The organism is Magnetococcus marinus MC-1, from assembly GCF_000014865.1.
Lineage (GTDB): Bacteria > Pseudomonadota > Magnetococcia > Magnetococcales > Magnetococcaceae > Magnetococcus > Magnetococcus marinus.
This window is the reverse complement of sequence record NC_008576.1, coordinates 496,468-510,791: the sequence shown is the minus strand read 5'-3', so window position 1 is coordinate 510,791 and position 14,324 is coordinate 496,468. Positions and strand designations below refer to the sequence as shown.

The 14,324-nt window shown below is 55.6% G+C and carries 9 protein-coding genes; 8 read left to right on the top strand and 1 reads right to left on the bottom strand.

Annotated elements, in window-relative coordinates:
• The first annotated feature begins 64 nt into the window (after positions 1–64).
• The 3 genes from MMC1_RS02215 to blaOXA are packed head-to-tail and all read left to right on the top strand — an operon-like array spanning position 65 to position 4,467.
• Positions 65–964, top strand: coding sequence for a substrate-binding periplasmic protein (locus MMC1_RS02215; protein ID WP_011712122.1), 900 nt, complete (start codon positions 65–67; stop codon positions 962–964).
• Positions 961–3,642 carry a response regulator gene (locus MMC1_RS02210; RefSeq protein WP_011712121.1) on the top strand — a complete coding sequence of 894 codons (2,682 nt, stop codon included), beginning with the start codon at positions 961–963 and terminating at the stop codon, positions 3,640–3,642. Before MMC1_RS02215 ends, MMC1_RS02210 begins: the two co-directional genes overlap by 4 nt.
• Positions 3,643–3,651: 9 nt before the next feature.
• The gene (gene blaOXA / locus MMC1_RS02205; RefSeq protein WP_011712120.1) at positions 3,652–4,467 is read left to right on the top strand and encodes a class D beta-lactamase; all 816 of its coding nucleotides are present in this window, start codon (positions 3,652–3,654) and stop codon (positions 4,465–4,467) included.
• An 18-nt stretch (positions 4,468–4,485) separates the two neighbouring features.
• On the opposite strand, the gene MMC1_RS02200 is transcribed toward blaOXA, so the two are convergent.
• Positions 4,486–5,472 carry an AraC family transcriptional regulator gene (locus MMC1_RS02200; protein ID WP_041640641.1) on the bottom strand — a complete coding sequence of 329 codons (987 nt, stop codon included), beginning with the start codon at positions 5,470–5,472 and terminating at the stop codon, positions 4,486–4,488.
• A 201-nt stretch (positions 5,473–5,673) separates the two neighbouring features.
• On the opposite strand from MMC1_RS02200, the gene MMC1_RS02195 reads away from it, so the two are divergent.
• From MMC1_RS02195 to MMC1_RS02175, 5 genes are all read left to right on the top strand, one after another.
• Positions 5,674–6,399 (top strand): helix-turn-helix transcriptional regulator, encoded by a 726-nt coding sequence (locus MMC1_RS02195; RefSeq protein ID WP_011712118.1) that lies wholly within the window; start codon positions 5,674–5,676, stop codon positions 6,397–6,399.
• Positions 6,396–10,367, top strand: coding sequence for an ELWxxDGT repeat protein (locus MMC1_RS19475; protein ID WP_011712117.1), 3,972 nt, complete (start codon positions 6,396–6,398; stop codon positions 10,365–10,367). The genes MMC1_RS02195 and MMC1_RS19475 overlap by 4 nt, the downstream gene beginning before the upstream one ends.
• 21 nt (positions 10,368–10,388) lie before the next feature.
• Entirely contained in the window at positions 10,389–12,047 is a 1,659-nt protein-coding gene (locus MMC1_RS02185) for a TolC family protein (protein ID WP_011712116.1), read from the top strand.
• Positions 12,044–12,772 carry an efflux RND transporter periplasmic adaptor subunit gene (locus MMC1_RS02180; RefSeq protein ID WP_011712115.1) on the top strand — a complete coding sequence of 243 codons (729 nt, stop codon included), beginning with the start codon at positions 12,044–12,046 and terminating at the stop codon, positions 12,770–12,772. The genes MMC1_RS02185 and MMC1_RS02180 overlap by 4 nt, the downstream gene beginning before the upstream one ends.
• A gap of 241 nt (positions 12,773–13,013) precedes the next feature.
• Positions 13,014–14,324: an efflux RND transporter periplasmic adaptor subunit gene (locus tag MMC1_RS02175; RefSeq protein WP_011712114.1), complete on the top strand. Its 1,311-nt coding sequence runs from the start codon at positions 13,014–13,016 to the stop codon at positions 14,322–14,324.

The following is a 14,324-nucleotide window of genomic DNA, read 5'->3' as shown; positions in this document are numbered from 1 at the left end:
AAAAGATTGCGCATTAGCCATTTCACCGCAGATTCTGTTAGAGTGAAAGCAGGAGGTGTGGTCCATGCGGTTAGCATTGGGTTATCTGCTTAGTTTTTTCTATGCTGTGGCACTGTTTTCCAGTGCCCAAGCTCATGATATTCTACAGATACCAATGGACAGCCCATTCTACGACTTTTGCGCGGGAATGGACGCTTTTCAGCACTTGGACGGCGATCACTCCGCTTTAACCGAACACCACCCAGCTCCTTGTCTATGTGGCGAAAAATGGCATACCCTTAAAGCCAGCTTGCGCTTAAACACCACTTCGTCAAACCCTTTAAGTAATGATAGCTTTACTGGTTTTCAGGATTTGCTTACGCTGGAGGCCTTTTGCCGACAGAACCTACGTATCTCTTTGACGCATCTGGCGGGCAAACCCTCCCTGCACATGGCCAACCGTGGTGTGGATGATGGCACAGTCGGCCGTATTGCCAGCCTGTTGGAAGATGCCCATCTGTCTAATCTTGTTGCGGTGCCTGAATCCATCATGGCCTGGGATTTTTCTGCCTTTACCCGCACCCCTTCGATGCAACCCCATAGCTGGGCGGAGCTGGCCCCCTACCATGTTGCCTATAATCGTGGCTGGATCATTCTCGATCATGCCATTCGCACCACCAAGTCCACCGTACGCACCCAAGATAGCGTTCAGTTGTTGACGCTGTTGGCCAAAAATAGGGTTGATGTGGTGGTGGTGGAGAAGTGGCAAGGGCTCGCTGCGGCTAGCCAAATCGGCATGCAGCCGCTCTATTTGGTCAACCCGCCATTGGCCAGCCAGCCCATGTATCTTTTTCTACACCGTAACCATCGTGATTTAGTCAAACCCCTGGCCGCTACCCTGCAACAGATGAAACAAGATGGCACTTACCAGGCAATCTTTGCGCACACTTTACAACCCCTCATCGCACCGATTGTAACGCCGTGAGCGTTTTTCACCACAACCAGCCCCGCAAGGTGGATCGACCTATTGGACGGCGCTTGACCCTCGTGATGATCGGTGTCAGTTCCTTGATCACCCTGCTGGCTACCGGGTTCCAACTGTATGATGATTATCAAGGCGGGATTAACCGTATTCAAAGCAGTTTAGAAATGGTCCAGCAGAGCCGTCTTAAAGCCCTCTCCCATGCGGTGTGGGTAGAGGACAATGAGCAGATCAGGCTTCATTTAGAGGGCATCATGCAGCTGCCAGATCTGGATCAGGCGGCGATCTTTGTCGAAGGCACCATGCAGTGGTATCGCGGCATTGTGAGCTCGGCTCACTACATTACCCGCCATTTTCCCTTGAACTACCCTTATGGCGACACCATTCAGGAGCTTGGTTCACTGCGGGTGGTTGCCAGTGTCGATCGGGTCCGTGCAAGGCTTATCCACAGTATCCCCTTTATGCTTGCCAGCAATGCGCTAAAAATCACTGCGGTCGCTTTATTACTGCTGCTGCTGTTTCACCTGTGGGTGATCCGCTATCTGGGCCAGTTGGCCCACTATGCCAGTAGTGTGGATCTGGAGCAGCCCCCACCTGACTCCATTGTATTACGTGCGCCTTCCCATCACACCGACGAGTTGGACACCATTACCGATGCCCTATTGGGCATGCATCATAAAATTCGCACCGTCTATCAGGATTTCAAAAGCCGTGAAGAGAGCCTGCGCACATTATTAGAGTCCACCCGGGCGGTGGGTTGGCGCCTTAACCTGACGAAAAAACGTTTGGAGTATATCAGCCCCCAAATCTACACTTTGCTCGGTTACCCCCCTGAAAGCTGGTTAGATCTGGCGGTATGGCAGAGCCGCATTCATCCCGACGACCGCCTTGCCACCCTAACCAGTATGGAGCGTATTCTGGCCCAGCCTAGGGAACATAGTATGGAGTACCGCATGCTTGCGGCAGATGGCCGTACGGTTTGGGTACGGGATATGTCCTCGCCCCTATCCGGCGATAAACCGGGGACGTTTACCCACTTAGGGGGCTTTCTGCTGGATATTAGTGCGCAGAAGGATTTAGAGCGGCGCCTGCGTACCACCACAGAGCGGGCGGAATCTGCCAGCCGTGCCAAGAGTGATTTTTTGGCGGTCATTAGCCATGAGATTCGCACCCCGCTCAATGCCATCATCGGCATGGGCGAGGTATTGCTGGATGACCCTTTAACCACCGAGCAAAAACACTATGCCATGGTCTCTCAGCAGGCGGCGCATACGCTTTTGGATTTGATCAACGATGTGCTGGATCTCTCTAAGATTGAAGCCGGTGAATTTCAACTGGAACACGCACCGTATGACCTAGTGGGTCTTATTCACAGCGTCGTGGAAGTCAACACCATTACCGCCAACCAGCAGGGCTTGCCCATTGAGTGCAACCTACCCGACACTTTGCCCACCCTTATGCATGGCGACCTCAGGCGCGTTCGGCAAGTGCTGTTTAACCTGCTGGGCAACGCCATTAAATTTACCGAACAGGGGCTTATTCGTGTTGAAACCGAGCGGTTAGAAACGCCGGTGGCCAGTTGGATCCGTATCTCGGTGAAGGATACTGGTATTGGCATCGCCCAAGAGAAGCAATCCCTAATTTTTGATGCGTTCACCCAATCCGATGGCTCCATCACCCGCCGTTATGGGGGCAGTGGTTTGGGGCTTACCATCTCTAAGCGCTTGGTGGAGATGATGGGGGGTAAAATTGGGGTTGATAGTCAGTTGGGTAAAGGTAGCCACTTCTTTTTCACCCTGCCTGTCACCGCCAGATGGGATGTACTGGAACCCCTATACCCGCCCCCCGCCACCCTCTTACAGCAGCAGCGAATTTTACTGATACACAGCGATGTAGAAAACCGCGACCGCATGCAAACGCTGCTTGAGCAGGCGGGTGCAACCGTTATTCTAGGGGGAGATTGTCGCCAACCCACGGCCTGTTTGGCCCAGTTGGACGCATCGCTGGATGGTATCGTCATGAACTGCGGTACCCTCAATAGCGCCGGCTTAAACCATTTGGAACAACACCTGGCCCACTATCCCAAGCTGGCCAAACGCACGGTTATTCTAACCAACAAAGTCAGGGGTTCCCTGCTGGACCGCACCACACCATTGGGCATACACTACCTTAACACTCCGGTTCAAGCTGAGCAGATCTATCCGTTATTAAAGGGCATTTCTGACACATCATCCCTCTACCAGACCCCATTCGTGGGGCATACCGAGGGAGCAACACCCCTACTTACCCAGGCAAACGTGTTGGTGGTGGAGGATAGCGAAGACAATCGGCTGCTGATTCGCACCTATCTTAAAAAATCTCCGTATATTCTAGATTTCGCCAGTAACGGTCTAGAAGCCATCGAAAAGTGGCAACAAAACCACTATGATCTGGTATTAATGGATATCCAGATGCCGCTCATGGACGGTTTAACCGCCACACGCCACATTCGCAAGCAGGAGCGGCGTGAGCAGCGGCCACACACCCCTATTGTGGCTTTAACCGCCCACGCCATGGCCAGTGACCATCAAAATGCCATGGCGGCGGGTTGCGATGATTTTTTGACCAAACCGATTAAGCGAGACACCCTTTTCAAAGCGCTACACCACCATCTACCTGCGCTAGAAACCAACCAATCCTAGGAGCGCTCGATGTTTAGGTGGCGATTTTGGCAACGTTGTCTTTTTACCCTACACCTACTCTTGGGGGGGGCCGTGGGTGCTTGGGCCAATGATGCCCAACTGGCCGAGCTCTTTACACAACAGGGGGTTAAGGGAACCCTGGTTATCGCCTCATTGGATGGTGAAAAGCAGTTTGAACACAACAGCAGCCGCGCTGCTCAGCGCTTTGTACCCGCCTCAACCTTTAAGATTCCCCATACCCTGATTGCCTTACAAGAGATGGCGATCTACCCCCAGGAGGTGTTTATTTGGGATGGTCAGCACCGTAGCTATGCCGCGTGGAACCAAAATCACACCCTAGCTACCGCCTTTAAGGTCTCTTGTGTCTGGTGTTATCAAGAGCTTACCAACCGAATTAGCGGCTTGGCCTACCAGGATTATCTGCAAAAAATGGCCTATGGCACGGCCAAGCTGGGTCCAGAGTTGTCCACTTTTTGGTTAAAGGGTGATCTAAAGATCAGTGCGCGGGAGCAGGTTACATTTTTACGGAACCTTTATCATCAAGGCTTTACCATCGCCCCGCCGTACTATCACTTGCTCAAGCAGATGATGCAGGTTGAAAAGACCGACCGTTACAGCCTCTATGCTAAAACCGGCTGGGGCAGCGGTGTTATCCCCCAGGTTGGCTGGTATGTGGGCTATGTGGAGAGCCCATCGGGGGTATGGTTGTTTGCCCTTAACATGGAGATAACCAACCCCGATCAGCTCCCCCTACGTCAACAACTGGTCATGGCTGGTCTGCGCACCAAACAGATTATCGTGGACCACGCAGCCGCCCTGCCCTAGCCTGGATATGGACGCAGCTTACGTCCCACTTATCGATTTCCTGAAATCGGCGGGTGCCATGCCAAAATGACGGCTAAATGCCGTAGTAAAACCACTTACCTGTGCATATCCCAGTTGAAAGGCGATCTGCTTGATGGCCAACTCCCCAGAACGCAGCATGTCGGCGGCCATCTCCATCCTACGTTCCAAAATCCATTCCGGCATGGTCATTCCGGTAAATTGGCGGAAGGCAGTCGCCAATTGGCGCTGTGACAATCCCACAAGGTTGGCCAGTCTCTCCTGGGATGGCAGATCCGTCAATTTGGAGCGCAAATACTCGCAGGCCTGCTTGATCTTAGCTTGCTCTTTCCCCAGCAGTCGTGTGCTCTCCTGTGCCTGTGCGCCAAGATCGGTGAGGATGGCGGCGGCAATCTCCATCAGTTTGCTCTCGCCATAGAGCCTGGAAAGAGCGCCCGCATATGGGGTTGCGACCAACGCCTTAAAGAGGCGTCTGCTGGTGGTAGACATGGTCAAACTGGCCATGGCATTGGCGGCATGGGGGCCGGATAGTGCCTCAAGGGGACGGGGGAGTTTCATCCCATCGCACAACGACAGCAAGCGGGAGGCCGAGAGCATAATCCCCACCACATCCATGGCCTCGTGGGCTGGGTGGGTGGAGATACAGGCATCCTCGGGATTGCCATGTACAAATAGGTTGATGCGGTCAGGTGAATCCTCTGTCTGACCGACCCCCTCAAAATTGAAGTTGGCTACCCCGGCTAAAGGTGCCCGGATCATCAAAAAGGGTTCGTCGGTTTCGATGCGTACCTTGATGTGAAGGCGATGGAAGGCTTGACCGCGATAGTGGAACGCATCGCATCCCTCTCCTAGGTCAATGTGGGATAACGTCTCTTGACCAACATGTGGGGGAAAACCAGGATGAGCCTCTTCGGGTAATTGGTTTGAACTGTAGCCGCTGTCTAGAGACCACTCACGCGACAAGATTGGGGTTTCTTTATCTTTCATGCGCTCCATCCCTATCCGGTCACGGAGGAAGCCGCCAACCGGAGCCTTTTCAAGGCCATCATCACCCGCACACCATCGAGCCACGGATAACGACCGCGCAAATGATCATAAAATCTGGCAAAACATCGAAATCCAGGATGCTTGTTTTGACTGCCATACTCCCCTATAAATTTCTGCAATGTCAAGCTCAGTGAGGGAATCATGGAGCAAGAACGGCACTACTTTAGCGTGGGTGATGGCGTTGAGATCGGTGTGATCGAAGGGGTTTCATCAATGCCGTTTCCCTACGCCGAAATTCACCTACACACCTATCTTCCAAAGTCGGATAGCGGTCACAGCAGGACTAAAGCGGCGCTCTTGGTGCATTTGACTAAGGATGAATGGCGAAGCTTGTTACAAAACGTACCCATCGAAAATGGGATTTTGACCGGCAAAATGACGAAATTCCACATCAATAACCCGGTACTGGTGCGACGTGTTGCGCTTGAAATCTTAAAGTCCGGTTATAACGATGCTGGTCGCAGTATGTTTTTAAGGGCAAAGGTCGTGGAGCTTTTTGTTGAACTCTTAGCACGACCACACGCTCAAGGCCGGTTCACTGCGGCGTTCGCCGCCCGCCGCATCTTAGCGCGGGATCCTCTTCATATGCCCACCATGGCAGCGTTGTCCCGCATGGTGGGTGTCACGCAGCGCAAATTAGGCGCGGAGTTCAGGCAGGCTTTTGGACTGAGTGTCTCGGCATGGCTGGCTGACTGGCGTTTAGGCCGGGGGCTAGAGTTGGTCACGGCTGACGACCTCTCCATGGCCGACATTGCAACTGCGTTGGGCTATGCCCATTTGTCGGCCTTTACGGCCGCATTCACCAAAAAGTTTGGAATCTCGCCTACCAAGGCGCGTTCGTACAGAGTGCTGGAGGTACAGCCATGACTGACCATAAATCTACCCATCGCAGAACGGCTTTGGGCCTGCTGGCTCTGGAGCCCCGCTGGATGTTCGACGGTGCCGGTGCCATAGATGCCACCCATGCAAGCCAAGATGCCACCGTAGATACACAAGATGCCACCATGTATGTAAGCGTGCCCGAGGTACCGGGGGCCGTCGCCACGCCGCCGATCCGGGTGTTGCTGGTAGCCTCCAATGTGGCCGATGGTGACGATTTGGCGGCGGCTGCTCAAGAGGGGGTTGTGGTTGTGCGCTATGACGCGTTTAACGACAGTGGCGCGGCTATCCTGGAAAAAATTGCGCAAGCGTTAGATGGGCGAGAGGCAGACAGTATCGCTTTTGCCACCCACAACGCCGGGACCGGGGCACTGGACATCACAGAGGCACTGCCCATGGACTTGGCAAGCCTTGCCGCCAATGGCGAGGCACGGGCATTCTGGACGGAAATCGGCACGATGCTCAACCAGGACGGGCATATTGACCTGCTGGGCTGCGAGGTGGCAGGCTCCGTCCAGGGCGATATGCTGGTATCGCTCATATCGGACATCGCCGGACGAGCGGTGGCCGCCTCTGACGATGCCACCGGCAACGCCGCCAGCGGTGGCGATTGGGTACTGGAGCGGGGCAATGTGGACGCCGCCACCACCTACTTTGATGGGGAACGCTTGCAAGACTTTACCGGTCTGCTGCGTGGAATTGAGTTGTGGAGCACAGACGGGACCTCGGACGGCACCCAATTGGTCAAGGATATTACCGGAACATCTGGAGATAGTTATCCCACCCCTATTGAGGGAACCTCCGAACGTGACTCCACGGTGTCGCGATCCTTTACCGTCATGGGTGGCTACCTCTATTTTCAAGCGATCGATGGTTCCCACGGCTCCGAGTTGTGGCGCACGAACGGCACAACGGCTGGGACTACGTTGGTTAAGGATATTAATCCTGGTTCCAACAGTAGCTCCATTCAATATGCCGTGGTCTGCAATGACATTCTCTATTTTTCCGCGAACGATGGCAGTGGTGCGGCACTGTGGCGTTCGGATGGAACTTCCAGTGGTACGGTTAAGGTCACAGCCGCGACCACGGCGGGCATCACCAATCCAGTTGCCCTTACCGTTTTGTCGGGCAAGGTCTATTTTATTGGTGACGTTCCCTTTCAGGGATCAGAGCTGTGTGTTTACGACCCGGTTGGTAACACCGCCTCGGCCGTAACCGATATTTTTCCTGGCTCAACGGGTGGTGTTTCTGCTTTGGAGAATCTGGGCACCCAACTTGTGCTGGCGGCGAAGGATAGCAATAGCAATGGTTTAGAGGTTTGGGTCAGCGACGGCACAGCCGCCGGTACCACGCTGGTGAAGGATGTCAGGCCCGGTCCCAGCAGCGGTTTGACGCTCTACACCCCCTACCAATTTTTTACGGTGATCAACGGTAAGGCTTACTTCGCGGCCAGTGATGGTAGCCACGGAATCGAACCCTGGGTAACAAACGGCACAGCAGATGGGACCGTCATGCTGGCCGATGTTAACGCAGGTGGTGACAGCAGCCCGCTAAATTTTACTGCCGTGGGTGGGGATGTCTATTTTACCGCCTATGATGGCACCGCCAGTCAAATTCTAACAACCAGCGGGACCTTTGCCAGTACCGTTTCGGTCGCCGGTGGTTTTAATAGTACACCACAATTCCTGATCGGCATGAACGGTATTCTCTATTTCTCATCGAGCAACACCGACTTCAATGAAGAATTCTACTTTTCAGATGGAGCGTCAGCAGGAGTTGTAAAGAATATCAATATCTATGGCAGCGGCAATGATAAATTTTATTATCCAGCTGTGTACAATAACAATTTGTATTTCCGTGCGCAAGATGGATTGACTGGTAATGAGCTTTGGCGCAGTGACGGCACCTCGGCTGGTACCACGCAGGTCAAAAATATCCATAGCGGTGGCTACAGCTCATCTCCCCAATATTTAACGGTTTTCAACGGTAAGCTCTATTTCAGTGGCAGAACCACCAGTCAGAGTGAGGACAACTATTACGGCCCGATCTTCTCTTCCTCGGGGAATGCCGTGTTTAGCGAGAACGGCGGCGGCACGGTATTCACAGCCTACGCCAATGCCGACGGCGAGGTCATCTTCACACTTGGCGGGGCAGACGCCGACAAGTTTGATATTAACGCCGCGACGGGTGTGGTGACTTTTAAGTCGATACCCGATTACGAGACACCAGCCAGTGCCGCTGGATCCAACTATTACGAACTCACCATCACCGCTACGGATACGAGCGGCAGCATGGATAAGGCGTTACAGGTTTTGGTCCATAACGTTGCTCCCATCTGGTCACAAAGCGCTGTGGAGGTTGCGGATACCAGTGCGAACGGTACCTCGGTAGCGACGCCGAGCAGTACCGGTGACACCACCAGTGTTACATGGTCCATCCAGGGTGGCAACGCCAGCGGTCTGTTTGCGATCAATGCCAGCACTGGCGCGATCACCATCGCCGATGCCACCAAGTTTGACCATGCCACCACACCGAGCTACACCCTCTCGGTGCGGGCAAGCGATGGTACCACCAACACCGACCATGACATCACGGTCACCGTCACCCATGTGACGCCGGGGCCGACCTTTACCTCTGGAGCAACGGCCACCTTCGCCGAAAACGGCACGGGTATCGTCTACACGGCGGCGGCCACCACCAGCGGTGGCACGGTTAGTTATGCCATTGGCGGCACGGATGGTGCCAAATTCAATATTGACGGAAGCTCTGGGGCAGTCACCTTCAAGGCTGCGCCTGATTTCGAGGCATTGGCCAGCGCGGCCAGCTCCAACGCCTATACCGTCACCCTCAGCGCCACCGATGACAACGGTACCCACACCCAGGATGTGGTGATTACAGTAACCGACGCTGCCCCCGCCTGGACAGCCCTTGCTCCCGTCAGCCTGAATGATAACAGCACCGCTGGAGCCGTTGTGGCCACACCGGTGGCAACGGGAGATAACAGCGGGGTCACATGGTCGATCCAAAGTGGCAATGCCAGCGGGCTGTTTGCCATTAACGCGGCCACCGGTGTCATCACAGTGGCCGATGCCAGCAAGTTTGATTTTAGCAACACACCCTTCTATACCCTGAGCGTGCGAGCCACCGACGGCAATACCAGTGCCGACCATAACTTAGTGGTGGCGGTGGTGCATGTACCGTCACCGACCTCTGCGGCACAGCCATTGCCCGCACCACCCGCACCACCCGCACCACCATCCGCCCCGCCGCCGGTGGTGGTGGCTCCAGTGGGGGAGAGCACCGTGACCGTGCTTCGCGACAACGCGCCGTCCCAATCTTTTATACCCTTACCTGCGGTTTCGCTACGTGCTACCCCACCAGCCGCGAGCGACGCTGCACGCACGGCCCCGGCGGCGCTCCCGGCCTCGGCGGCCTCGGTCGTCCCGGTGGTGATGACAGCACAATTTACCGTATCTACAGAATTAGGTGGTTTTCGGGTGCCTGTGGTCACCGCTAGCCAAGGGGGGCCTGCGGTAGAAGGTCTCATTGCGCTGCACCCCGAGATTTTGGCGCCAGACATGGTCGATGATGTGGTGCGGGTCTCTTTGCCGGCGGATGCCTTTGCCCATACCCGCACTGATGCGGTTGTGGTGCTAACCGCTGCCCGCATTAACGGTCAACCGCTTCCTTCGTGGCTTAATTTTGATTCTCGTTCCGGCACCCTTAGCGGCTCCCCCCCAGCCGACCTCAAAGGGACAACGGTGGTAAAAATTATCGCCCGTGACAACCTCGGTAACGAGGCCATCATCACCGTGCGCATCAACGGGCAGACGGAACGCTCTGGGGCGTTGCGCGATGCAGCGACCCACAAGCTGGTAGAAACCCTCACAGGTAAGCCCGCTTTTACCCAACAACTCAAGGCCGCAGCCCGTCTGGCCGCGGTTCGGTTCGGCTAAGACAAAGAGGATGTTTTAACGATGACCACGATCACCAATCGCCGTTCTACGCGCCTCTTGGCGGCGCTCTCTGCGTTGGCGCTGCTTTCTGCCTGTTCCGTGAAACCGACGCCGTTCACCCAGGCGGAGTTCGCCGCTCAGGCTAAAGCGGACCGCACCGCCATGTTCCAGGGGCAGCAAGCTGTGACAACGCCCCTGACCTTGAATGAGGCCGTTGCCCGGGTTCTGAAATATAACCTGGATAAGCGCTCCAAGATGATGGACGAAGCCTTGGCACTGGGGCAGACCTACCTGGATCGGTACGACCTGCTGCCCAAGCTGGAAATCAATGCGGGCCATACTGAACGTTCGGAAATCAACGCCACGCGTTCGCGGGACCTTGTAACCCAAACCACCACCGCGAACCCGACCTATTCAGAGGACCGCTCCTCAACCACAGCCGACTTGGGGCTCACTTGGAACATTTTGGATTTTGGTGTGAGTTATTTCACAGCGCACCAAAACGCTGACCGCGCTTTGATCGCCCAGGAAAAACGCCGTAAGACCATCAACAATCTGGTGCAGGAGGTGCGTTTCACCTTCTGGCGTGCCGCCGCTGCGCAAAATTTAAAAACCCGTGTCAGTCAAGTCATTGCCACGGCAGAATCGGCCTTGCAAGATTCTGAGCGGGTCGAGGGGGAACGCCTGCGTAACCCTATAGAATCCCTGCGTGTTCAGAAAACCATGCTGGAAAGCATCCGTCAATTAGAAGCCATCGACCAAGAGCTGAATGCGGCTAAGGCCGAGTTGGCGGCGTTGATCAACCTGCCACCTGGCAGCGATTTTCAGCTTGATGTACCTAGCAACGATGGTATGGCCATTCCCGAATGGCCTCTCTCTGTCGAGGAGATGGAAGAGGCGGCCATGGTCAACAACCCTGACCTGCGTGAGCAGGGTTACCAAAGCCGCATCGCCCTTGATGACACCCGTAAAGAGATCTTAAAACTGCTGCCCGGTATAACGCTGTCGTTCTCCCGGCAGTACGATTCCAACTCCTTTATGGTGGACAATCGTTGGAACGATGCAGGTGCCAAGGTGACATGGAACCTGCTTAACTTACTTTCGGGTCCAGACCGTATCGCCCATTCGGAGAGTGTCGAGAAGCTTGCCGAAGTGAAGCGTCTTGCCTTGCGCATGGCGGTATTGGCTCAGGTGCATGTAGTCTCGCACCAGTTTGCCAGTGCCTCAAAACAGTTTGAACGCGCCCACAAGCTGTGGACCATAGAGCGGCGTTTGGCCGAGGCGGCTGGCAATCAAAGCCGGGGCGGAACCGTCAATGAAATTGAGCGTATCAGCACGGAGACATCGGCCATTGCAGCTGAATTGCGGCGTTACCAGACCTATGCACAGGTGCAGTTATCCTACGGCAAGCTCCAAGCTACCATCGGGGCCGATCCGGTTCCAGAGCGGCTGGCTTCCCATGCGTTGGACGGCATTGCGGGTGCCATTGTGTTAGATCCCGTGGGGGGAACGCAACATGTTCTGGCGGAGGATGATCTCTTTCGTCAGCAGGATCCGACCCATACTGTTCGGGATGAGAATGCCGAGCCGCTCGCCGACGCCGACGCCCACACCGGTGCGGCCCTGAGCTGGTTGGAGGATTCCACCAGCAAAGCGATCAAAACGGAGGGGCATGAATGATTCGTGGCATCACTCTGGCGGCCTGCTTATGCTGTTGTGGTTTAGCCACGGCAGCACAAGATCTCACCATTCCGGTTCAGTTGGTAGCGGTGCAGTTTACCACCTTGTCTGCGGAGTTGCCGGGCAAGATTGATCGCATCACGGTTAAGGAAGGTGAACGCTTTAAGGGTGGGCGGGTATTGGTGGGCTTTGACTGCACCATCCAGCAGGCGCAGGTGCAGGAGGCGAGCGCGGTGCTGGCGGCCGCCGAAAAATCCAAGGCGGTACACAAGCGACTGTTGGAGTTGCACGCCACCGGCACGCTGGAGGCCGAAAAGTCGGTTTGGGACGCTGAGGTGGCCCAAGCCAAGCTCAACTCAGCTCGTGCCGCAGCCTCCAAATGCATCATCGTTGCCCCCTTCTCAGGGCGGGTGGCAGAACAGAAGGCAAGGGCTTTCCAATATGTCCAGGTGGGCCAGCCGATTTTGGACATATTGGATGATTCAGCCTTTAATGCGGAATTCATTGTGCCTTCATCGGCGCTGAGCACCCTTAAAGCAGGTTCCCAACTACAAATTGTGGTGCATGAAACCGGCAAGCTCTATCCCGCCAAGGTCGCTCGTATCGGTGCCAAGATTGACGCGGTAAGTCACTCCATGAAGGTGGTGGCGGAAATCCGTGGTGACTATCCAGAGTTGGTGGCCGGTATGACCGGACGCCTGCAATTCACGCCAATACCGCCATAACAGAGGGGGTTGTTCGTTTATCAAACACAGTACCCGACGCGGCGTGCTTGGCCTGCTGACCCTGGGGGTCGACGAAGGCCCGGGTCTGGTCAAGCGCATTTCAGAGGGGAGGGTGGATTGACTTATGCCGCTCTGATTTTGCCGAGTTACGGGCGCTGCGTCGATACAACAACGGGGGCTGTCTACCGAGGGTCCCCATAGTCTTGGCTGCGGCTAGCCGTCATACGGCAGAGGATAGGGTATGAGTGATAATCCACTGGTCGCATTGCTGGGGTTAGAAGAGCTTGCCCGCAAGGCGGTCGACTCTGCCGCGCTGGGCTTTGTTATGGTCAACGATAGTCGGAGATTGGCTCTCTACCGCCAAGCGGCACTCTATATTGATGGAGAGGGGTTAAAGGCGGTATCTGGGGTGACGGGTATCGAGAAGGGTGCTCCCTTTACCCTGTGGTTGCAACGGCTGCTCAAGCGCTTTGCCGCTGAAGATGTCCGTCAATTAGGCCCGCACGACATGGAGGGGAGCGATAGGCAGGAGTGGTCAGAGTGGCTGCCCAGCCACGCCCTTTTGTTGCCCTTGGCAGAGCGAGACGGTAAGCGGCTTGGCGTATTGCTGTTAGCCCGCGAAGAGGCGTGGAGTGAGCAAGAGGTGGCATTATTGACCCGGGCCGCCGATTTTTATGGCCATGCATGGTCGGTATTACATCGGCCATCGCGCTGGGTTACGTGGAAAAGTGGGTTAATGGCCATCCCAAAATGGCCTCTCAAACTGGCGGTGGTGATGGTGGTTGCGCTCTGTATTCCGGTGCGTCTATCGGTGCTAGCCCCCGCCGAGGTGGTACCCCACAATCCAGCGGTAATTCGCTCGCCTATGGATGGTGTGATCCAGCGGGTCCATGTGCGCCCCAACCAGTCGGTGGCTGAAGGGGATCTCCTGTTTGAACTGGAACGCACCATGCTGGCCAGCAAGCTGGAGGTGGCCAAGAAGGCTTTGGATACAGCTAGGGCCGAATTGGACCAAGCCTCGCAACAGGCCATTTTCGACCCTAAGGCCAAGGGTACCCTGGCGGTCATCCGTGCCCGTGTTGAGGAGCGCAGCGCCGAGGTGGCGCAGCTCGAAGAGCTGCTGGCACGCGCTCAAGTCCAGGCACCACGGGGTGGTGTTGCGGTGTTGGACGATCCCACCGAGTGGCAGGGTCGGCCCGTGGTGGTGGGTGAGAAGGTGTTGGCGGTGGCATCGCCCCATGATGTAGAGGTAGAGGCTTGGTTGGCTCCAGCCGATGTGATTCAGTTGGAAGAGGGCGGGCCGGTTAGCCTGTTCCTCAATGCCGACCCGTTGTCACCGGTCTCGGGAAAACTGCGCTACATTACCTACGAGGCTATTCCTCAAGCCGATGGTACATTGGGCCACCGCGTGCGGGCAGAACTCAACAAGGGTGAGGCTGGTCCACGCTTGGGTTTAAAAGGTACGGTCCGTCTTGATGGTCGCCGGGTACCTTTGATCTATTGGCTGGGGCGGCGTCCCTTGGCGATCATCCGCACTTTCGTGGGGCTGTGA

Coding starts and splice junctions, on each gene's coding strand:
- MMC1_RS02215 (WP_011712122.1), top strand. CDS start 65: ATGCGGTTAGCATTGGGTTATCTGCTTAGTTTTTTCTATGCTGTGGCA.
- MMC1_RS02180 (WP_011712115.1), top strand. CDS start 12,044: ATGATTCGTGGCATCACTCTGGCGGCCTGCTTATGCTGTTGTGGTTTA.
- MMC1_RS02200 (WP_041640641.1), bottom strand. CDS start 5,472: ATGAAAGATAAAGAAACCCCAATCTTGTCGCGTGAGTGGTCTCTAGAC.
- MMC1_RS02175 (WP_011712114.1), top strand. CDS start 13,014: ATGAGTGATAATCCACTGGTCGCATTGCTGGGGTTAGAAGAGCTTGCC.
- MMC1_RS19475 (WP_011712117.1), top strand. CDS start 6,396: ATGACTGACCATAAATCTACCCATCGCAGAACGGCTTTGGGCCTGCTG.
- MMC1_RS02195 (WP_011712118.1), top strand. CDS start 5,674: ATGGAGCAAGAACGGCACTACTTTAGCGTGGGTGATGGCGTTGAGATC.
- blaOXA (WP_011712120.1), top strand. CDS start 3,652: ATGTTTAGGTGGCGATTTTGGCAACGTTGTCTTTTTACCCTACACCTA.
- MMC1_RS02185 (WP_011712116.1), top strand. CDS start 10,389: ATGACCACGATCACCAATCGCCGTTCTACGCGCCTCTTGGCGGCGCTC.